The following is a 20,433-nucleotide window of genomic DNA, read 5'->3' on the forward strand; positions in this document are numbered from 1 at the left end:
GATCGGCGTGGCGGTTTCGCGGCGAGCCGGCGCGCTGGCCGGGGTGGCTGTCCCGCCGCAGGCCGGCGCGCCAGTCGGGGTGGCTGTCCCGCCGGCAGTCGCTCGTCCTGGGCGCGGGGACGGCCGTCATGACGTCCGCGCATATCGGCCGGGCGCTGGCCGACGCGGCGCCCGTGCCGTACTGGCTCGACCGCAAGGAGCGGCCCGACCCGTTGCCGCCGCTCGCCGGCGTGCAGACCGCCGACCTGCTGGTGATCGGCGGCGGGTACGGCGGGCTCTGGGCCGCGCTGGAGGCCAAGCGTGCCGACCCGGACCGGGACGTGCTCCTCGTCGACGCGGGCACCTGCGGGTGGGCCGCTTCCGGGCGCAACGGCGGGTTCTGCGCCGCCTCGCTCACCCACGGCCTCGCCAACGGCGTCGACCGGTTCCCGGACGAGATCGGCGAGCTGGAACGCCTGGGCCGGGAGAACCTGGACGCCATCGCCGACACCGTCGCCGAGTACGGCATCGACTGCGACTTCGAGCGCACCGGCGAGTTGGCCGTCGCCGTCGAGCCGTACCAGCTCGACGGGCTGGTCGCCGACGCGGAGCTGGCCCGCCGGTACGGCCACCGGGTGCGGCTGCTCGATGCCGACGAGGTACGCGCCGAGGTCAACTCACCCACCTACCTGGGCGGGATGGTCGACGCCGACCGGGTCGCCATGGTGGACCCGGCGAAACTGGCCTGGGGGCTGCGCCGCGCCTGCCTCGACGCGGGCGTACGCGTGCACGAGCACACCCGGGTCACCGGCCTGCGCGCCGACGGAGTCGCGCTCCGGGCGGACACCCTCGGCACCGACCCGGCCGGCGCGCGCCACCCGGCCGATGCACGCCACCCGGCCGGCGCGCGCTACCCCGTCGGCCACGCGCCGGGCCGCCCCGGCGTCGTCCGCGCCCGCCGGATCGTGCTGGCCACCAACGCGTTTCCGCCGCTGCTGCGGCGGCTGCGCGCGTACGTGGTGCCCGTCTACGACCACGTCCTGATGACCGAGCCGCTCAGCCCGGCGCAGCGCGACGCGATCGGCTGGCACAACCGGCAGGGGCTCGCCGACACCGGCAACCAGTTCCACTACTACCGGATCACCGGCGACGGGCGGATCCTCTTCGGCGGCTACGACGCCGTCTACCACTACGGCAACCGGGTCGCCCCGGAGCTGGAGCAGCGTCCGGCCACCTTCACCACCCTCGCGCAGCACTTCTTCACCACGTTCCCGCAGCTCGCGGACGTGCGCTTCACTCACCGCTGGGGCGGTGTCATCGACACCTGCACCCGGTTCTGCCCGTTCTACGGCACCGCCTTCGGCGGCCGACTGGCGTACGCGGCCGGGTACACCGGCCTCGGCGTCGGCGCGACCCGCTTCTCCGCGCGGGTGCTCCTCGACCTGCTGGCCGGCGAGGACACCCCGCTGACCCGGCTCGACCTCGTCCGTCGCAAGCCCCTGCCGTTTCCGCCGGAACCCGTCCGAGCGGTAGGCATCAATCTAACCCGCCGGTCGATGGCCCGTGCCGATGCGCGTGGGGGCCGGCGGGACCTGTGGCTCCGTACTCTCGATCGTCTTGGTTTGGGGTTTGATTCCTGATGCGTGTCCTGCTCGTCGGCGCCGGTGGCGTCGGCTCCGCCGCCGTAGCCATCGCCGCCCGACGGTCCTTCTTCGAGACGATGGTCGTGGCCGACCACGACCCGCAGCGCGCGGCCCGCGCGGTGGCCGGGCACGGCGACCGCTTCGTCGCCGCCCAGGTCGACGCCTCCTCGGCCGACGCGATCACCGCGCTCTGCCGCGAACACCGGATAACCCACGTCCTCAACGCCGTCGACCCGCGCTTCGTCATGCCCATCTTCGACGGCGCGTTCGCGGCCGGCGCGGACTACCTGGACATGGCGATGTCGCTGTCCCGCCCACACCCGTCGCAGCCGCACGCCGAGACCGGCGTGAAACTCGGCGACGAACAGTTCGCCCGCGCCGACGCCTGGTCCGCGGCCGGGCGGCTGGCGCTCGGCGGCATCGGGGTGGAACCGGGACTGTCCGATGTGTTCGCCCGGTACGCCGCCGACGAGCTGTTCAGCGAGATCGACGAAGTCGGCGTGCGGGACGGGGCGAACCTGACCGTCGACGGGTACGACTTCGCGCCCTCGTTCTCCATCTGGACCACGATCGAGGAGTGCCTCAACCCGCCGGTGATCTGGGAGGCCGACCGTGGCTGGTACACCACCGAGCCGTTCAGCGAGCCGGAGGTCTTCGACTTCCCGGAGGGCATCGGGCCGGTCGAGTGCGTCAACGTGGAGCATGAGGAGGTGCTGCTCATCCCGCGCTGGGTCAAGGCCCGCCGGGTCACCTTCAAGTACGGGCTCGGGGAGGAGTTCATCGACGTCCTGAAGACGCTGCACAAGCTCGGCCTGGACGGCGTCTCCCCGGTACGGATACGCGGCGTCGACGTGTCCCCGCGCGACGTGGTGGCGGCCTGCCTGCCCGACCCGGCCACCCTCGGCGAGCGGATGCGCGGCAAGACCTGCGCCGGCACCTGGGTACGCGGGCTGGGCCCGGACGGGCAGCCCCGGGAGGTCTACCTCTACCACGTGGTCGACAACGAGTGGTCGATGAGCGAGTACGGCCACCAGGCGGTCGTCTGGCAGACCGCCGTCAACCCGGTGGTGGCGCTCGAACTGCTGGCCACCGGCGCGTGGACCGGCGTCGGCGTCCTCGGCCCGGAAGCCCTACCGCCAAAACCCTTCCTGGACCTGCTGACAAACTACGGCTCCCCCTGGCGTCTACGCGAAACCCCCACCCCCTAACCGCCCCGCGCCCCCCGTCCCCGTTTGCGCCCCGCCCCCGCTCGCGTCGATCTTGCACTTTCTGTGGCGGCATTATTCGCCTATCGGGCATAACTTCGACAGAAAGTGCAAGATCGACGGGGTGGGGTGGGGTGGTGACGGTTTGCTGACAGGGGTTCTTGGGGGGTGGGTTGGGTTGTTGGGGGGCGGATTGGAGTTTGCGGGATTTGGGCGGTTGGCGGGTATTTGGTAGCGGGGCTGGTCGCACTATTGGTCACGGCTTGACGGGCTCAACGGCCAGTCGACCTGTCGACTTGTCACCCGGCCGGCTCGGTCGGCGATGGAGATCGCGCCCACCGATTGATCGACGCCAGGCAAACGGCGCAGGCAATCAGCGCGACGGTGGATATTGCGGACAGTGATTGCGACGACACTTCTCCGCGTGACGATGCAACCACCACCCGGGCCTGGGCATCCACCGCCGTACGGCCCCGGACCACAGTCATCCGCCGTCCGAAACTGGTTCCGCCGCGCCAGCCCAGGCCAGCGCGCTGCAGTGATCCTCGGTTCGGTGCTGCTCTCCGTCCTGCTGCTCTGCTGTGCCGGCACCGCCATCGTCGGCGCGCTGGTCGGCGAGCCGGAGCCGAAGAGCACGGGCACCGCCGCCGACGAGCCGCCACGACCCGTCGCCGCGGCACCCGCCGAACCGACACAGGACGCGCTGGCCCAAGCCCAGTCCCCGGAGGTGGCGCCCAGCAGCGCCGCGCCCTCCAGTGCCGCACCCCCCAGTGCCGCGCCCTCGCCGGTGGTGCGGGTGACGACCGTGACCGAGCGAACCGCGATCAGGCACAGTGAGCGCACCGTCAAGGACGCGTCGCTGGCCGAGGGCAAGCGGGTGGTCCGCACCAAGGGCGTGGACGGCGTGCGGACACTGACTTACGAGGTGACCACCACCGATGGCGTGCAGACCGGCAAGAAGCTGGTCAAGTCCACCGTGACGAAGCAGCCCGTCACCGAGGTCGTCGCCATCGGCACGAAGAAGAAGTCCAACTGCGACCCGAACTACAGCCCCTGCGTCCCGATAGCGAGCGACGTCGACTGCGCCGGCGGCAGCGGCAACGGCCCCGCCTACGTCAACGGAGTAGTCAAAGTCATCGGCGAAGACATCTACGACCTGGACCGCGACAACGACGGCTACGGCTGCGACTAACCCACCCCCCCCCCGGCGCGCCCGCGGGCCCCGCCCTGCCCCGCCCCGTCGATCTTGCACTTTCTGCGGTCACATTCCCGTTCGAAGAGGGCGTATCGACAACAGAAACTGCAAGATCGGCGCGCGGGGTGGGGCGCGGGGGTGGGGCGCGGGATTAGGGCGCGGGGGGAGGGCCTTAGCACGTGTGGGTCTGGGGTGGGGGTTTTCCACAGAGGGCTTCGTTGTCCACAGGGTGTGGGGGCGGGGCAGCATTTGTGGTGGCTGGGCGGTCAGCCTTCCGGCATGGCTACTCAGTTGTGGCGGACGGATGCTCTGATGCGGGAGCTCACCGTGGCGCGAATTCGGACCCGGCTCGACCGCGAGGAACTTCGGCGGGTCCGCAGGGGCGTGTACGCCGCTGAGTCCTGCGATGACGAAGACCTGCTGCGGGCGCTGCTACTCCGCCTGCCCGACGGGGCGATGTTGGCCCGGCAGAGCGCCGCCCGCCGCCACGGTTTCGGCGTCCTGCGGGAGGATCTGGTGCACGTCCAGTTGCCTGCCAAGGTGCCGAAGCCGCGCCTGCCCGGGGTCGTCGTCCACCGGACGGTTCTACCTGTCGAACCGGTCCTGGTAGGAGGTCTGCCCTGCGTGCCGGCGGCCCGGTGTGCGGTGGACCTGGCACGTGCCGTTCGTCGGCTCGACGCGCTGCCGGTGCTCGACGCGGCGCTCCGGTCAGGCGCGGTGAGCCAGGATGACCTGCTGGCCGAGGTGTCTGCTCACGACGCGTTGCGCGGGGTACGGCAGGCCCGCCAGCTCATACCGCTGGCAGATGGCCGGGCGGAATGTCGGCAGGAGAGTCAATTGCGGCTGATCCTGGTTGACGGAGGGCTGCCCGCGCCCGAGCCGCAGCTGTGGGTCACCGACGGATTCGGCATTCCGCTCTATCGGCTCGACCTCGGATATCGGGAGCGACGAGTTGGTGTCGAGTACGACGGCCTGTCGCACCTGGACCGCGATCGCCTTCGCCACGACCGGGAGCGAGTCAACTGGCTGGATGCGACCGGCTGGCGGATGCGCTACTTCACCGACCGTGACCTCTACCGCCGCCCCGACTACATCAAAGCCACAGTCCGTCGAGCCCTCTCGTAGCCCTCAGCGCGGCTCCAGTTCGCCGATCTTGCACTTCCTGTGGCGACTAAAGCCCACAACAGTGACATTTGGACAACACAAAGTGCAAGATCGCCGGGGCCGGGGCCGGGGCCGGGGCCGGGGCCGGGGCCGGGGCCGGGGCCGGGGCCAGGGGCGAGGGTGGGACTGAACGGTTGGGGGGTGGTTTCCGTATCAAGGGCTGACGGATATCGGCTAGGGCGGGAGTGACGGCGATGAGGGTGCAGCGGAAGCATGTGCTGGCGGCTACCGTGGCGGTGGTTGCCGCCACGGGGGTGGCGGTGGGGACCGGGTTCGGGTTCGCCGACACCGCTCCGGCACGGTCGTCCGTCTGCTCCGGCTCGGTGACGTTCTCCGCGGAAGCCGGGACGCCCGCGGCGACCAGCGACCGGTTTCCGGTGGGTACGCGGCTGCGGGTGACGAATCTGGACAACAACCGCGCGGCCACGGTGACGGTGACCGGACCGTCGGGGAGTTGTGTGCTGCTCAACGCCGCCGCCATGGAGCTGGTGCGGGAGCCGGGCAAGAATGTCATCCGCCGCAACGTGGTGGAGAAGCTGGACGGCGCGGTCGCCCAGCCCGCCCCCGGTGGGGTACGCCCCGGTGCCGCCTCGCCCGCCGCGCCGCGTCCGGTGCCCGGCTCGGCCTGCTCGGGTGCGATCACCTTCTTCGCCGAGAACGCCGCCCCGGCGGCGACCAGCGGGCAGTTCCCCGTCGGCACGCGGCTGCGGGTGACGAATCTGGACAACAACCGGGCGACCACGGTGACGGTGACCGGCCCGTCGGGGAGTTGTGTGCTGCTCAACACCGCGGCGATGGACCAGATCCGCGAGCCGGGCAAGAACCTCGTCCGCAACAACACGGTCGAGGTGCTGCGCTGACGCGGGCCGAGGGGTCCGACGCGGGTCCCTCGGCCCGCGTCAGCGCCGCCTGACGTTGCTGTGGAGGGGCCCCACAACACGGGGCCCCTCCACCGGCGGTCAGTCGAACGCCGCGTCGAGGATGTCGGCGCCCCGGGTGAGGTGCGCGTCGGAGATGACCAGCGGCGGTAGGAAGCGCAGCACGTTGCCGTACGTGCCGCAGGTCAGGGTGAGCAGGCCGGCGGCGTGGCAGGCCGCCGAGATGGCCGCCGTGGCGGTCGGGTCGGGGACGAGGGTGCCGGGCTGGACCAGTTCGACGGCGAGCATCGCGCCCCGGCCGCGTACCTCGGCGATCCGGGGGTCTCGCTCGGTGATGGCCCGGAGGCGGGGTGCGAGCACCGACTCGATCCGGCGGGCCGCGCCGGTCAGGTCCAGTTCGTGCATGGTCTCGATGGTGGCCAGCGCGGCGGCGCAGGCGATCGGGTTGCCGCCGTACGTGCCGCCGAGTCCGCCGACGTGCACCGCGTCCATCAGCTCCGCCCGACCGGTGACCGCCGCGAGGGGCAGGCCACCGGCGATGCCCTTGGCGAGGGTGATCAGGTCGGGTTCGACGTCCTCGTGCTGGCAGGCGAACCAGTCGCCGGTCCGGCAGAAGCCGGTCTGGATCTCGTCGGCGACGAAGACCACTCCGGCCGCCGTCGCCCACGCGCGCAGCGCGGGCAGGAAGCCCGCCGCGGGTACGACGAAACCGCCCTCACCCTGGATCGGCTCGATGAGCAGCGCGGCGACGTTCTCCGCGCCGACCTGCTTCTCGACCATCTCGATGGCCCGTGCCGCCGCCTCCGCCCCGGAGAGCCCGCCGTCGCGCAGCGGGTACGACATCGGCACCCGGTAGATCTCGCCGGCGAACGGCCCGAACCGGTGCTTGTACGGCATGTTCTTCGCGGTCAACGCCATGGTCAGGTTGGTGCGGCCGTGGTACGCGTGGTCGAAGACCACCACCGCCGGTCGTCCGGTGGCGTGCCGGGCGATCTTGACGGCGTTCTCCACCGCCTCGGCGCCGGAGTTGAACAGCGCCGACCGCTTCTCGAACCCGCCCGGCGTCAACTCGTTGAGCTGCTCGCACACCGCCACGTACGACTGGTACGGCGCGACCATGAAACAGGTGTGCGTGAACCGCTCGACCTGCGCGCGGACGGCCTCGACCACCTTCGGCGCGGAGTTACCGACACTTGTCACCGCGATGCCGGCGGCGAAGTCGATCCACTCCCGCCCGTCGACGTCGGTGATCGTCCCGCCCGCGGCGGAGTCCACGTAGGACGTGACGACGCTGCCAACGCCGCGGGCCACGGCACCGGCACGCCGCTTGTGCAACTCCTCGGACGTCGCCACCGCGCCGCTCTTCGTTCGCGACTGCGGGGCTCGCAAATCCGGCTCACTCCTCGCGCTCACCGGTCAGCCCTCGATGTTGTGCATGACGTGCTTGATCCGGGTGTAGTCCTCCAGGCTGTAGACCGACAGGTCCTTGCCGTGCCCGGAGTGCTTGAAGCCGCCGTGCGGCATCTCGGAGACGAACGGGATGTGCGTGTTGACCCAGACGCAGCCGAAGTCGAGCCGTCGCGTCATCCGCATGGCCCGGCCGTGGTCGCGGGTCCAGACCGACGCCGACAGGCCGTAGTCGACGCCGTTGGCCCAGCGCACCGCCTCGTCCTCGTCGGAGAAGCGCTGCACGGTGATGACCGGACCGAACACCTCGTCCTGGATGATCTCGTCGGCCTGCCGCAGCCCCGACACGACGGTCGGCGTGTAGAAGTAGCCGCGCTCGCCCTGCCGGGCGCCGCCGGTCTGGAGCGCCGCGTGGTCGGGCAACCGGTCGACGAAGCCGCTGACCCGGGCGAGCTGGTTGGCGTTGTTCAGCGGACCGTAGAGCACGTCGGCGTCGTCCGGCGCGCCGGTCTTCGTGGCGCGGGCCTGCTCGGTGAGCGCCGCCACGAAGTCGTCGTGGACGCCGGGTCCGGCCAGCACCCGGGTCGCCGCCGTGCAGTCCTGCCCCGCGTTGAAGTAGCCGCCGACCGCGATGGCCTCGGCCGCCGCGGCCACGTCCGCGTCGTCGAAGACCACCACCGGGGCCTTGCCACCCAGCTCCAGGTGGGTGCGCTTCAGGTCCGGGGCCGCCGCGGCGGCCACCTCCATGCCCGCGCGGGTCGAGCCGGTGATCGACACGAGCTGTGGGGTCGGGTGTGACACGAGGGTACGACCGGTGTCGCGGTCGCCGCAGACCACGTTGAACACCCCCGGCGGGAAGAACTCGGCGGCGATCTCGGCGAGCAGCAGCGTCGACACCGGCGTGGTGTCCGACGGCTTCAGGACGACCGTGTTGCCGGCGGCGAGCGCGGGGGCGATCTTCCAGATCGCCATCATCAGCGGGTAGTTCCACGGGGTCACCTGGGCGCAGACCCCGATCGGCTCGCGCCGCACGTACGAGGTGTGCCCGGCCAGGTACTCCCCGGCCGAGCGCCCCTCCAGCAGGCGGGCGGCCCCGGCGAAGAACCGGAACTCGTCCACCGCCGGCGGCAGCTCCTCCTCGGCGGTGAGCTGGCGGGGCTTACCGGTGTTGCGTACCTCGGCGTCGACCAGCTCGGCGGCCCGTGCCTCCACGGCGTCGGCGAGCTTGAGCAGCGCCCTCTGCCGCTCGGCGGGGGTGACCTCCCGCCAACTCTCGAAGGCGGTGGCGGCGGCGCTCATCGCCGCGTCGACGTCGGCGGGGCCGGAGATCGGCGCCTGCGCGAACACCTCCCCGGTGCAGGGGTCGACCAGATCGGCGTAGCCGCCGTCGGCCGGGTCGACGTAGGAGCCGTTGACGAAGTTGCGCAGCTGCTGCTGGTCACTCATGACGGGATCACTCCGAGGGGGGCCGGGGATGCGGTCTGCGGCGGTTATCGCAATCTGCCTGCCATCTTCGCTACTGAATCCGCAGCAGACAAGGGATGCGGCGACTGTTTCCGTCGGCTGCGGTCTCGTCTACGCTGCACGGCGTGGAGCCCGCACCCTTCTTCGTCGCCTCCCGTCCCGTCTCCGGCACGGGCGAGCTGACCGTGCACCACCCGTACGACGGTCGCGCGGTGGGGCGTACCACCTTTGCCACCAGCGACCAGGTCGAGGCCGCTGTCGCGGCAGCGGCCGGGGTGGCCGCGCAGGCCGCGGCCCTGCCCGCGCACGTCCGTGCGGCGGCCCTGGACCACGTCTCCCGGCGGCTCGCCGAGCGAGCCGACGAGGTCGCGGCGCTGATCACCGCCGAGAACGGCAAGCCCGTGAAGTGGGCGCGCGCCGAGGTCGGGCGGGCGGTGTCCACCTTCCGGTGGGCAGCCGAGGAGGCCCGACGCTTCTCGGGGGAGCTGCAACGGCTCGACACCGACCCGGCCGCCACCGGTCGGATCGCCCTGGTCCGACGGGTACCGAAGGGGCCCGTGCTCGGCATCGCGCCGTTCAACTTCCCGCTCAACCTGGTCGCGCACAAGGTCGCCCCGGCCATCGCGGTCGGCGCGCCGATCATCGTCAAGCCGGCCCCGGCGACACCGCTGTCCGCGCTGCTGCTCGGCGAACTGCTGGCCGAGACGGACCTCCCGACCGGCATGTTCTCGGTGCTGCCGCTGCCCAACGACCGCGCCGCCGAACTGGTCGCCGACCCGCGACTGCCGGTCGTGTCGTTCACCGGGTCCGGGCCCGTCGGGGCCGCGATCCGGCGGCAGGTACCGGACAAGCACGTGACGCTGGAACTGGGCGGCAACGCGGCGGCGGTGCTCTGCGCGGACTGGACGTCCGCCGACGACCTGGACTTCGCGGCGCAGCGCATCGCCACCTTCGCCAACTACCAGGCCGGCCAGTCGTGCATCGCCGTGCAGCGGGTGTACGTGCACCACGCGCGGTACGCCGACTTCCTGCCCCGGCTGGTGGCGGCGGTGCGCGCGCTACGCACCGGCGACCCCGCCTCGGAGTCGACCGACGTCGGCCCGATGGTCTCCGAGGACGCGGCCCGCCGGGTCGAGGAGTGGGTGTCCGAGGCGGTGGTGGCCGGCGCGACGGTCGAGGTGGGCGGCGTGCGCGACGGCGCGTCGTACCCCCCGACCGTCCTCACCGGCGTGCCGGCGGACGCCAAGGTCGTCGCCGAGGAGGTGTTCGGGCCCGTGCTGGTGGTCACCCCGGTCGCCGACGACCAGGCCGCGTTCGCCGCGGTCAACGATTCGGCGTACGGGTTGCAGGCCGGCGTGTTCACCCGGCGGCTGGACGTGGCCTTCGCCGCCGCGCGAGTCCTCGAGGTGGGCGGCGTGATCGTCGGCGACGTGCCGTCGTACCGGGCGGACCAGATGCCGTACGGCGGGGTGAAGGGCAGCGGCGTCGGCCGGGAAGGGCTGCGCAGCGCGATGGACGACTACACCGAACCACGCGTCATGGTGCTGACCGGGATTCCGCTCTAGGCCCAGGTGCCGTCGTCGCGCACCCGGGCGGGGGCGCGGCCGAGCAGCAACGTGGTGAGCGCGGCGTCGATGCTCTCGCCGAGGAACCAGTCGCCGGCCTGGTCGAGGGCGAAGATCCGGCCCCGCTCGTCGACGGCGAGGATGCTGTCCTGCTGCTCGGTGCCGATCGGAAAGAGCCGTACGCCGAGCACCGCGCCGAAGTCGGCGAGCGTGTCGGCGGTGTGCGCGATCATGTGCGGACGGATGTCGAAACGGGAGATCCACACCTGCTCGCCCGGGCCGCGTCGGGCGCCCACCAGGCTGGGGAACGCGGTCAACGCCTCCACGGCGGCGGGGAAGACCTCGTGTCGGTGGGTCCTCCCGGGTACGGCGGTGACGTCCCGTACCCCGGCCGCCGCCATGATCTGGTCGCCGATGTGCGGTCGCCATCCCGCCGCCACCAGCGCGTTCGCCACCTCGGGCGGGAAGCGCCCCGGGTCGGGGTCGGTCGCGGCCGGTGCGCGCCACGTCTCGGTATAGGCGCGTGCCGCCTCCGGTAGGACGTTGGCGCGTACCAGGAACGCGATGCACGAGTCGCAGGGCAGCTCCGCGGCGCCGCCGGCCGGATCGCCCGGCTCACGGATCCGGAAGATCTCGAAGCGGGCGGCGTCCAGCAGTGCGGCGGCCTCGGCCCGTCCCATCGGCTCGATGCCCTCGGCGGCCCGACGGTGGTCGTACTCGTGCAGCACGTCGGAGATCACCATCAGCTCGGCGTGACACTCGACGCCGCGTACCAGCTCGCCCGGAGGCCTCTCGTCCAGGTAGGCGCGCACGAGCGGGTGGTGGTTCAGGTTGGCGGGGCCTCTCGTGCCCTGGGCCGTCCAGATGCGACCGTCGAGGGTCAGATGCGCCACGGTGTTCGGCGTCGGACCCCGGTGGATCTCCCGGATCAGCAGGCTCGACGCGTCGACCGTGCGCGGCGCGGTCGGCCCACTGGGCTGACTGCGCCGGTAGAGGTCCGCCACCACCGTGGCCGGTACGCGGGGCCAGGTGGTGACCTTTCCGGTGCGCTTGTCGATGACGGTCGTCGGCAGGTCGCCGGGGATCGCCCGCGCCCCGCTCGACACCATCGAGGTGACGACGAAGCCGAGGTCGAACTCGTCGACGACCGGGATGCACTCGTGGCCGAGGCGCTGTGAGTCGCGCCGAGCCCAGGCGGACGCGAGCTGCTCGGCCTGCTGACGGTCGATCACACATCGAAACTACCGGACTACACGGATCGATGGCGGCCGGTATGGTCTTGGATACCGACGGTGACGGGAGGAGCGGCGGTGAGCGAACGGGTGGATCGGGACGTCAATCGCGAGCTACGAGCCCGATTCGACGACGTGTACGGCCAGTACCAGCAGCTCAGGTCTGGTTTGGACACTCTTACGGCGCGGCTCGCCGAGCTACGGGTGACCCGCAGCTCACCGGATGGTCACGTCACGGCCACCGTCGGCGCGCAGGGCCAGGTCATCGAGGTCGTCCTGGCTCCGGCCGTCTACCGGGTCCGCGACGCCGAGGCTCTGGGCCGGAAGATCACCGAAACGATCCGGGCTGCCGTGACGGCCGCCACCCAGGCCACCCAGGACCTGGTCGCCGAGACCATGCCGGCCGGCGTCGGCTCAGCGGAATTCCTGCGTACCGGCGACTTCGGCGCGTTGCTCGGCCGTGCCGACGCCGTGCTCGGCCGCCGCGAGGCGTCGGCATGACCGACGGGCAGCTCTGGCTCGACGCGTCCCGTGCGCGGCGCGGCGGCGCGGACCTGGCCCTGTCCGGCGAGGCGGTGACGGCCCGTCGCGCGGCGGATGGAGGTGGGATCGAGGCCGCCAGCGGCGCTCACCCGTGGGGGCGCGACGACATCGGCGCCGCGTTCGAGCGGAGCTACCGCGGCATCGAGCAGACCGTGCTGCGTGCCTGGGCGGGCGTCGGTCAGCGGCTGACCGAGATGGGCGCCGACGTGGTCAGCGCGGTCGACGCGAGCGTGCAGACCGACCAGAGCAGCGCCGCCCGGTTCGACCGGGCCGCCGACCAGCGCTGACGGCAGGGCGACCCGGATGAGCGTGCTGCCCAGCCCGATCCCACACCCGCTGGACTACGCGCCCTGGGACGTACCCGGCTGGATCTACGAGGCCCTCGACTGGGCCATCGGCGTGCAGTGGCCCGAGGGCAACGAACGGGCCGTCTGGGACCTCGCGGACCGGTGGTACGCGGTCGCCGGTGTCCTCGCCGGCCCGCACGCCGACGCCGCCGCGGCCGCCACCGAGGTACGCAGCGGGTACGGCGGTGTCGGCGCGGTCGACGCCGCCTTCGAGGCGGCCTGGCGGGCCATCGCCGAGGGCGACGACGCGCCCCTGCCGGTGCTGCTCGCGGTCACCGCCGACCTGGGCCGCCTGGTCGAGGAGTGCGGCTGCGACATTGAGGGCGCCAAGATCGAAGTCTGGATCGAGCTGGGAATCCTGGTCGTCGAACTGCTCGCGGTGGCCGTGGCGGCGCTGCTCACCGCCGGCGCGGCGTCCCCGGCGGCCGGCGCAGCCGTCACCGCGACCCGGCTGCTCATCCAACAGATCTTCAGGCGGCTCATGGGGCAGCTGGCCAGCAAGGCCCTGCGGCGCGGGCTGAAGGAGGCCGGCGAGCGCGCGGCCAAGGAGGTCGCCAAGGGCGGCGTACGTGGGCTCGCGAAGCGGGCCACCCGGGAAGGGTTGGAGGAGGCGGCCGAGGAATCCGGGATCAGCCTCGCCACCCAGGCGTACCAGAACTCGACGGGCCGGGCCCACGGCGTCGACCTGACCGACCTCGGCGCGTCGGCCGTCGGCGGGCTCGCCGGCGGTGCGGTCGCGCCGCTGGCCGGCCTGGGCCGTCACGCGACCGGCCGGGCGGCACGTATCGGCGAGCACCTGGGTCGGGAGATGACCGGCGAGATGCTGGCCGAGAGCGCCGCCAGCGTCGCCACCGGCCAGGGCATGGCCTCGGTCGACGACGTGGTCCGCGCCGCCGCGTCCGGTGTCACCGGCTCGACGACCGCACAGGCCGACCACGCCCTTCAGGCGCGGCTCCGCGCACAGGCCGACGCGCTGGCCGGAGCGTCCCTCGCCGGCCCGTCGCTGCCGATCCCGCCGCCACCACCGGAACTCGCGGCCTCTGGACCGGCGGCGTCCGCGCCGGTGTCATCTGCGCCGGTGGCATCTTCATCGATGCCTGCTCCGGTGACGGCTGTGTCGACGCCGACGGGGAATGGTGCCGAAGCGGTGGGCGCGGACGCCGCCGGCGCGTCGCTGTCGGCAGGAGCCGGCACCCCCGGGCTGCCAGCGGGCGGGCACGGCGCGAGTCCAGTGGTGTCGGCGGTCGGTGGTGATGTCGCGCTCTCGGCCGTTGCTGAGCCGGGACATCCCGCCGTCGCGGCGGCGCCCACGCTCTCCGGGATCGCCGCGCCCATCGCCGGTGTTGTCGATACGGCCGCCGGGCCGGGTGTCGGCGTCACTCCGGCGGTCGCGACGGCGGCGATCGACCCGGCGGGCGCCACCGGCTCCGTACCCTCGTCGACCGGTCTGTCCGGGGCCGCCTCGGCCGTGTCGTCGTCGGTTTCGGCGGCCTCCCCGCCCACAGCGCTCGGGCCGTCGTCGGGCGCTCTGCCGTCGGCGGTCGGATCCTCGTCGGCGTCCGTGACCTCGTCGACCGGGCCGGTGTCGGCGTCCCTGCCAACGGCCGTGGGGGCGGTGCCTCCGGTCGGAGGGGCGACGGCGAGCACCGGCGGGCTGTCGACGCCGGCCGCGTCCGCCGGCCCGGCCCCGACCATCGCGCCCTCGGTGGCGTCCCCGCTCCCGTCCGCCGGGCCGACGGCCGGCGGATCCGACGTCGTCGGCAGGCACGGCGCAGCCGTGACCACGGCGGACGGCAGCGCGGTGCCGGCGCCGACGGGCCGACACTCGGCACCCGAGTGGACCGCGACGCGGGAGGCGGTCGCTCCGGCCCGCGTACCCCGGCAACGGACGCGCAGTCACGCGTCGGTGCCCGTCGACGTGGTGGCGTTCGGCGACCCGGTGGAGTCCACGACCGGCGTCGACGACTGGTACGCGGCCCAGTGGCTGGCCGAGGCGGAAGCCGCCGAGCGGCGGCGCTACCAGGGCCACTTCGAGGCACAGCGGGTCGGCTTCGAGAACAACCGCCGGCAGGCCGAGGCCGCCCGCCTGCGGGCGCGGGCGGCGGAGCACGACCGCAGGGCTGTCGAGTACGCCAACTACGCCCGACAGTTGCACCAGAGCGGTCATCGGCAGTGGGCCGACGGCTGGCAGCGGGCGGCGAACGACGAGACCCGCGCGTACGCCCACTGGCGTGACCTGGCCAACGACGTGCTGGCGGGCATCACGGCGCCGCCCGTCATCGACCTGGCCGACGGAGCATTCGCGCACGCCAACAGCGATGTCGGCGCTCTCGCACTCGGCGCGGTGGAGACCGGCGGCCCGTCCCGACTCACCGGCGACGACGTCCCCCCGCCGATCGACGACTCCCGTCCGTACGGGCAGCCCGGCGGGCTCAGGCCACCACTCGCGCTGCACCAGGTCGACGTCGAACGACAGATGCCGCGCGAGCGCGACGGCACCGTCAGACGTACCGCCGACCCGCGCCAGGGCGGCTGGTTCCGCCTCTTGAACGACGGCGGCCCCCAGGCCGACGCCACCCGTGGCATCAACTGCCTGGACTGCACCCTGTCGCTCTTCGAGACCTGGGTGCACGGGCGACCACGGGTGTCCGCGCCACGCACCTTCGACGGTTACCTGGACGGCGACATCCGACGCCCGATCCGTGGTGAGGCGGGTGGTCCGGGCCGGGTGGAGGACGTCACCGGCGGCCGCTTCCAACGCGTACTCGCGCCCGGCCAGTCGCCCGATCCGGCGCACGCCCGGCAGGGGTACGCCAATCTGCACGACCAACTGCTCCTGGGCGGCCACGGCAGTTACGCGTTCCTGATCACCGAGTGGGCCGGTGGCGGCTCACACGCCTGGGTGGCACTCAACCAGAACGGCACGGTCCTGTACGTCGACCCGCAGACCGGCCTCGTCCGCGACCACCCGCTGTACCCCGACGTGGTCGGCATCGACGCGCTCGTACTGGGCGGAGACGGCCGGCCGATGCCGCTGGGCGGGTTACCCCGGGGCCGGTTCAGTGAACGCCCCGACCTGCCGACCCACCCACCCGGGTACGACGATGGCGGCCACGGCGACCCGTACATCAACCGCATGTACCTGTTGCTGGACGGCCCCGGCTCGGTACCGGACGGCCTGCCGTCCCGGTCGGACGGTGGCGGGCCGGAATCCCTGGCAGCCGATCTGAAACAGCTCACGACGGCGGAGTGGACGGGATTGACGGAACTTCGCGAACGTGCACGCGCCGCAGCCGACCGAGTCGAGCACGCGTTGAATCAGGCCGGGCGAGATGTGTCCGAGGCCATGCGTCTGAGTGAGCCGGTGCAATTGCGTGACCGCGAGTTCCGCGTCAAGAGTTTGGAATCGCTGGCCCGGAAGTATCTGGACGAGGCCCGAGGATTGTCCGTCGGGGTCGAGGAGTTCACGGGGACCGTCAATGATGTTCTGAGGTTCTTGTTCGAGGTACCATCCGGCTCTGGCTATGGGCGAACTATCCGGCTGATACTCTCTGCTCTCGCGGAGGCCGGCTTCTCCGTGTCCAGCGCTGCCCTGAAGAACTTTTGGCGAGCAGGTAACAGGTTCTACGGATTCAACAGCACCCTCCGAACGCCCGACGGGATCCTCATGGAACTGCAGTTTCACACCGCCGATTCGCGAGAGGCGTGGCTGCGGACCCATGACGACTACGAAATTCTCCGGCGGCCTCCGAGGCGACCGGAGTCGCATCCTCGAGCGTTCCTGCGGATGCTCGCACTCAACCGTGAGCAGCGGCTGCCCGAGCACATCCCACCCGGTCTGGAAGAAGATTTCCCGCCCAAAGATACCAGTTTTGCGAAGTGGGTGAGTCGTAACAGGGCGCGTGGCTCAACTATCGAGCGTGGTTGGAAGGTCAGGGCATCAGCTTCGCCCAGGCGGTGCAGGAGTTGGGCCTGAAGCGTGGCGACTTCCCTGTCGACGATGGCCTTGCCGCTAACTTGGAGAGAGATTTTGTTGACCTATTACGTAATCTACCGGAATGACGAGCGCGCCGGGGGGCCGGCTGGCCTGTTCGTGATGGATTCGGGTGCCGGGAAAGCGATCCTTTGGGATCATCGTGCTCGCGAATGGGCCGTCGATACCGGGCTCGTGGCACGTTTCGTCGACGATTACCGGAACATCGACCGATACGAGACTGTTGAGCGAGCGGAGGCAGAAGCGGTGGCCGAAGTGGTCACTGGCGGCGGGCGTCTGCCCGATGAGCACCGCATCCACGCCCTCTTAGCCGCAGCTCCCGCTGACGGTCGTTGATCACCGTCCGGCCGTATCGTGACGGAGCCCTCAGCCCGCTTGCCTCACCCATCACCGCGAACATGGCGGCCCCACAGTCCGGGTCATGACTCCGCACGGAGCGAGTCGAAGGCGCTGTTCAGGCTGAGGCGCCTGCCGTGCTCCCGGTTGCCGACCTCAGCAGGCATCGACAAGAGTCGCCGTATGGCTGATTCACGCGCCGAGGCGGCGACCTCCGAAGGCGAACCCACCCGGACCTTCGGTTGGTCGTACCTGTTCGTCCATCCTGACGACGACCCACGCTCGGACGGCAACTTCGCCGACGAGCGGGACGTTCTCGTCGAGTACCTGCGCGACCAGCGTCTCACCTTCGAGTTGAAGTGCGACGGCCTGAACGCCGAGCAGTTGGCCCGGCGGTCGGTGCCACCGTCGCCGATGTCGCTGCTCGGGCTGATCCGCCACCTGGCCGAGGTGGAGCGCGGCTGGTTCCGCAGGACGATGGCCGGCCAGGCGGCGCCGCCCATCTACTGCTCCGACGACGATCCGGACGGCGACTTCGACGGCGCGGTCGCCGATCCAACGGTGGTCGACGAGGCGTATCGGGCCTGGCGTGCGGAGGTGGCGTTCTCCGAACAGTTCATCAGCGAGGCCGTGGACCTCGACGTGCAGGGCCGGCAGCGCGACGGCAACGTCATCGTGCTGCGCCGGCTTCTGGTGCACATGATCGAGGAGTACGCGCGGCACAATGGCCACGCCGATCTCCTGCGCGAGCGTATCGACGGAAGGGTGGGTCAGTGATGGCCGAAGGGTTCGATGTCCGGTTGACGCGGGCGCAGGAGCGCTACGAGCAGGCGGTCTTCGGTGGTGACGCGACGTCGTTGGACGAGGCCGAGCGGGATCTCGCCGCGTTGGAGGCGGACACGGCGTTGGCCCGTGGACGGCTGTTGCACGCCCGCTTCCTGGAGACCGGCGTGGAGGATGCGGCCGAACTGTCGCTCTTCGAGCGGGCGGCGCGGCTCTACCGCGAGGTGGGTGACGCCCGTGGCGAGGGTGAGGCGCTGTTCTGGGTGGGCACGGTCCACCAGGTGATCCGGCAGGACCAGGCCACGGCCGATCCGGCCTTCGCCCGGGCGCGCGAGCTGGCGACGGAGGCGGGGGATGAGCTGACCCTTTCGTACGTCCTGCGCCACCTCTGCTTCGGCGAGCAGGCCGCCGGTCGCCTTGACGCGGCGCGGGAGTTGCTGGAGGAGTCGACGCGGTTGCGCCGGAAGGTGTCCTTCACGCCGGGGGTCGCGGCGAACCTGATCGGGCTGGCGGACCTGGCGGCGAGCGACGGTGACCGGGACGGCGCCCGTGGACTGCTCGACGAGGCTGACGCCCTTGCTGCCGACAGCGGCGCGCACGGCATCGCCCGCTGGATCTCCGAGGCCCGCGACGAGCTGAAACTCGCTTGATCATGGCTCGGGCGGCGAGTTCCGGAGTCGGTCCGAAGGTCCCCGGCGGCGGCTCAGCGCTCAGCCGCGGGCGCCCCCTGCGTTTGGCCGTGTCTATTAGCATCGCTCCATGGCGGAATCCACTACCGGCAGCAGCAGGTCCGGTTTCTGGGCGTGGGCGGTTGGCCTCCTGTTCGGCCTGGCGATCGGTATCCCTTCCTTCGGCCCGAAGGGAGGGGTGGCGTTCGGTGTCGCCACGGCCGTCGTCGTCGGGCTCACCTTCGGTGCTACCCGGAGGCGGGTCGACGACAGTGCCGATGGGCAGCCGGCCGGGGCGTCGACTCCGGCCCAGGACGTGTGATCGACTCGACATCGCCGATATCGGGGTGTCCGAGGGCGCGGGATACCGCGACTTCGCCGAAGTCGAGTGGATCTAGGCCGGCGCTGGCGCGGACTCCGCGCTCCGTCGCGGAGGCGGTGGCCGTACAGGAGGAGTTGCGGCCGCCGCTGGTCGGCGAGTGGGATGCTCCGGCCGCCCAGCGGGGTGCCTGGTCGCCGCTGCGCGACGGGGGTGAGGTGGTCGGCCGGGTGGTGCGTACCCGGGACGGGGTCAAGCCGGTCTTCGTGAGCGTCGGCCACCGGATGAGTCTGGAGAACGCCACCGCCCGCGTGTTCGCCCGGACGCCGCGCTGTCGCCTTCCCGAGACGACGCGTACCGCCGACCGGCTCTGCCGCGACGCTCTAGCCCCGGGCCGGACGCGAGCCCGGGCCGGACGCGAGCCCGGGCCGGACGCGAGCCCGGGCCGGACGCGAGCCCGGGCCGGACGCGAGCCCGGGCCGGACGCGAGCCCGGGCCGGACGCGAGCCCGGGCCGGACGCGGCGGCGGGGGCGGGTCGTAAACCGTAACGCCGCGCACATACCGACCGCTCTATGACCGGTGGCGGGAGTGGCCCGGTAGTAGCCTGGCCGGCGGACCCCACCCGGGGAGGAACGGTGAGGTGATCATGACGCTGCGTCGACGTGCCGCACGGCTCGCGACGGTCTGCGGTCTGTTGGTCGGCCTGGTGATGCTCGGCGCGTCACCCGCGTTGGCCGACGACGACTCGGTCCGTGTGGGTGCGGCCAGCAGCTTCGCCGCCGGGGGTTCTCCCCAGGGAGTGAACGTCGCGGTGCGCAAGCGCACCGAGGGATGCGTCCTGCTGCGTACCGCTCTGTCGCTGCGCCTCGAGGGTCTTCAGCCGGATCAGGTCGCGGTGCAGGTCAACGCGGGCGGGCGCTGGTTCCCGGTGAGCGTCTCCGGTGGTGGCGGAAGCGTCGCGACCGGGCAGACCTCACCGGCCAAGCCGACGTTGTGCAAGGGCAAGGGCATCACCGTGCGGTACCGGGTGGCGTTCGCCGCCGGTGCGCCGGGCGGTCGCCTCGCGGTGACCGGGGTCGGTGTCAGCGCCGTCGGTCAGGAACTGGGTCGGGGGACCGACACGGCCCGGGTGACGGGTGGGCGGACGTCCGCGTCGCCCAGCCCGACGCCGTCGAAGAAGCCCAGCCCGACACCGACGCCGACCGAGGTCGCGGCGGCGGGAGAGGTGGTGGATCCGGCCGCGCTCGGCGCGACCGCCGCAGCACCCTCCACGACGCCCGTGGCCGCCAAGTCCGGTGGTGGTGGTTCGCTGATCATGTTCTTCGGCATCGCGATGGTGGCGGTGGGCGTGCTGTTGATCGTGCTGCTGTTCCGCCGCTCCCGGCAGGACCGCACGCCGACCGACGAGCCCGGCCCGCTGCCGGGCAACTCCGGTGGGACCACCTACCGCGCCGGCGGTGGGTCGCCGGCCGCGCCCGGTCACCCCGGTCCGGTGTACGGCCAGCAGCCGCCGGCCGTGCCCGTGCCCCGGCCCGCTCCCGGGAACGTCTACGGGGCACGACCTGCCACGCCGCCGCCGGACGCGACTCAGGTCATGCCGGGCGCCCCCGGCGATCCGGGCGCTCGGCCCCGGCCCGACGACCCGGACGGCGGCGACCACACCGTGTTCATGCCCCGGCTCCCCGGCTGAGCGGGGCGCGGCCCGGCCGC

Annotated in this window: 18 protein-coding genes; 15 read left to right on the plus strand and 3 right to left on the minus strand. The window is 72.0% G+C overall.

All coding sequences use genetic code 11. The features are described 5' to 3' along the window. Positions 1 to 128: 128 nt before the first annotated feature. From ACQPZK_RS04750 to ACQPZK_RS04770, 5 genes are all read left to right on the plus strand, one after another. On the plus strand, positions 129 to 1,619 hold the full coding sequence (locus tag ACQPZK_RS04750; RefSeq protein WP_433537118.1) for an NAD(P)/FAD-dependent oxidoreductase: 1,491 nt from the start codon (positions 129 to 131) through the stop codon (positions 1,617 to 1,619). Further along, positions 1,619 to 2,830, plus strand: a complete 1,212-nt coding sequence (locus ACQPZK_RS04755) for a saccharopine dehydrogenase family protein (RefSeq protein ID WP_433537119.1) — start codon at positions 1,619 to 1,621, stop codon at positions 2,828 to 2,830. The genes ACQPZK_RS04750 and ACQPZK_RS04755 overlap by 1 nt, the downstream gene beginning before the upstream one ends. 550 nt (positions 2,831 to 3,380) lie before the next feature. Continuing rightward, positions 3,381 to 4,019, plus strand: coding sequence for a G5 domain-containing protein (locus ACQPZK_RS04760; protein WP_433537120.1), 639 nt, complete (start codon positions 3,381 to 3,383; stop codon positions 4,017 to 4,019). Between the two features lie 282 nt (positions 4,020 to 4,301). After that, the gene (locus ACQPZK_RS04765; protein WP_433537121.1) at positions 4,302 to 5,147 is read left to right on the plus strand and encodes a DUF559 domain-containing protein; all 846 of its coding nucleotides are present in this window, start codon (positions 4,302 to 4,304) and stop codon (positions 5,145 to 5,147) included. 233 nt (positions 5,148 to 5,380) lie between these two features. Beyond that, on the plus strand, positions 5,381 to 6,046 hold the full coding sequence (locus tag ACQPZK_RS04770) for a hypothetical protein (protein WP_433537122.1): 666 nt from the start codon (positions 5,381 to 5,383) through the stop codon (positions 6,044 to 6,046). Positions 6,047 to 6,145: 99 nt separating this feature from the next. Here ACQPZK_RS04770 and gabT read toward each other — a convergent pair whose 3' ends face one another. Continuing rightward, the gene (gene gabT, locus ACQPZK_RS04775; protein ID WP_433537123.1) at positions 6,146 to 7,417 is read right to left on the minus strand and encodes a 4-aminobutyrate--2-oxoglutarate transaminase; all 1,272 of its coding nucleotides are present in this window, start codon (positions 7,415 to 7,417) and stop codon (positions 6,146 to 6,148) included. 63 nt (positions 7,418 to 7,480) lie between these two features. Beyond that, positions 7,481 to 8,917: a gamma-aminobutyraldehyde dehydrogenase gene (locus tag ACQPZK_RS04780; RefSeq protein WP_433537124.1), complete on the minus strand. Its 1,437-nt coding sequence runs from the start codon at positions 8,915 to 8,917 to the stop codon at positions 7,481 to 7,483. A 95-nt stretch (positions 8,918 to 9,012) separates the two neighbouring features. Between ACQPZK_RS04780 and ACQPZK_RS04785 the strand changes: the two genes are divergently transcribed. Further along, the gene (locus tag ACQPZK_RS04785; RefSeq protein ID WP_433537125.1) at positions 9,013 to 10,500 is read left to right on the plus strand and encodes an aldehyde dehydrogenase family protein; all 1,488 of its coding nucleotides are present in this window, start codon (positions 9,013 to 9,015) and stop codon (positions 10,498 to 10,500) included. Here the strand turns inward: ACQPZK_RS04785 and ACQPZK_RS04790 are convergent. Next, entirely contained in the window at positions 10,497 to 11,732 is a 1,236-nt protein-coding gene (locus ACQPZK_RS04790; protein WP_433537126.1) for an SUKH-3 domain-containing protein, read from the minus strand. The genes ACQPZK_RS04785 and ACQPZK_RS04790 overlap by 4 nt on opposite strands. A 78-nt stretch (positions 11,733 to 11,810) precedes the next feature. On the opposite strand from ACQPZK_RS04790, the gene ACQPZK_RS04795 reads away from it, so the two are divergent. The 9 genes from ACQPZK_RS04795 (at position 11,811) to ACQPZK_RS04835 (ending at position 20,413) form a co-directional block, all read left to right on the plus strand. Then, the gene (locus ACQPZK_RS04795) at positions 11,811 to 12,233 is read left to right on the plus strand and encodes a YbaB/EbfC family nucleoid-associated protein (protein WP_433537127.1); all 423 of its coding nucleotides are present in this window, start codon (positions 11,811 to 11,813) and stop codon (positions 12,231 to 12,233) included. Beyond that, positions 12,230 to 12,562, plus strand: a complete 333-nt coding sequence (locus ACQPZK_RS04800; RefSeq protein ID WP_433537128.1) for a hypothetical protein — start codon at positions 12,230 to 12,232, stop codon at positions 12,560 to 12,562. Before ACQPZK_RS04795 ends, ACQPZK_RS04800 begins: the two co-directional genes overlap by 4 nt. Before the next feature lie 16 nt (positions 12,563 to 12,578). After that, positions 12,579 to 16,598 (plus strand): toxin glutamine deamidase domain-containing protein, encoded by a 4,020-nt coding sequence (locus ACQPZK_RS04805; RefSeq protein ID WP_433537129.1) that lies wholly within the window; start codon positions 12,579 to 12,581, stop codon positions 16,596 to 16,598. A 3-nt stretch (positions 16,599 to 16,601) separates the two neighbouring features. Next, positions 16,602 to 16,952, plus strand: coding sequence for a hypothetical protein (locus ACQPZK_RS04810; protein ID WP_433537130.1), 351 nt, complete (start codon positions 16,602 to 16,604; stop codon positions 16,950 to 16,952). 183 nt (positions 16,953 to 17,135) lie between these two features. Further along, positions 17,136 to 17,729 (plus strand): DinB family protein, encoded by a 594-nt coding sequence (locus ACQPZK_RS04815; RefSeq protein WP_433537131.1) that lies wholly within the window; start codon positions 17,136 to 17,138, stop codon positions 17,727 to 17,729. Next, positions 17,729 to 18,385, plus strand: a complete 657-nt coding sequence (locus ACQPZK_RS04820) for a tetratricopeptide repeat protein (RefSeq protein ID WP_433537132.1) — start codon at positions 17,729 to 17,731, stop codon at positions 18,383 to 18,385. The genes ACQPZK_RS04815 and ACQPZK_RS04820 overlap by 1 nt, the downstream gene beginning before the upstream one ends. Before the next feature lie 109 nt (positions 18,386 to 18,494). After that, positions 18,495 to 18,725 (plus strand): hypothetical protein, encoded by a 231-nt coding sequence (locus ACQPZK_RS04825; protein WP_433537133.1) that lies wholly within the window; start codon positions 18,495 to 18,497, stop codon positions 18,723 to 18,725. A gap of 116 nt (positions 18,726 to 18,841) precedes the next feature. After that, positions 18,842 to 19,264, plus strand: a complete 423-nt coding sequence (locus ACQPZK_RS04830) for an endonuclease V (RefSeq protein WP_433537134.1) — start codon at positions 18,842 to 18,844, stop codon at positions 19,262 to 19,264. A 105-nt stretch (positions 19,265 to 19,369) separates the two neighbouring features. Further along, entirely contained in the window at positions 19,370 to 20,413 is a 1,044-nt protein-coding gene (locus ACQPZK_RS04835) for a hypothetical protein (RefSeq protein ID WP_433537135.1), read from the plus strand. The last annotated feature ends 20 nt before the right edge of the window (positions 20,414 to 20,433 follow it).

The sequence above is a fragment of the Micromonospora sp. CA-249363 genome (genome assembly GCF_050950185.1).
GTDB lineage: Bacteria > Actinomycetota > Actinomycetes > Mycobacteriales > Micromonosporaceae > Micromonospora.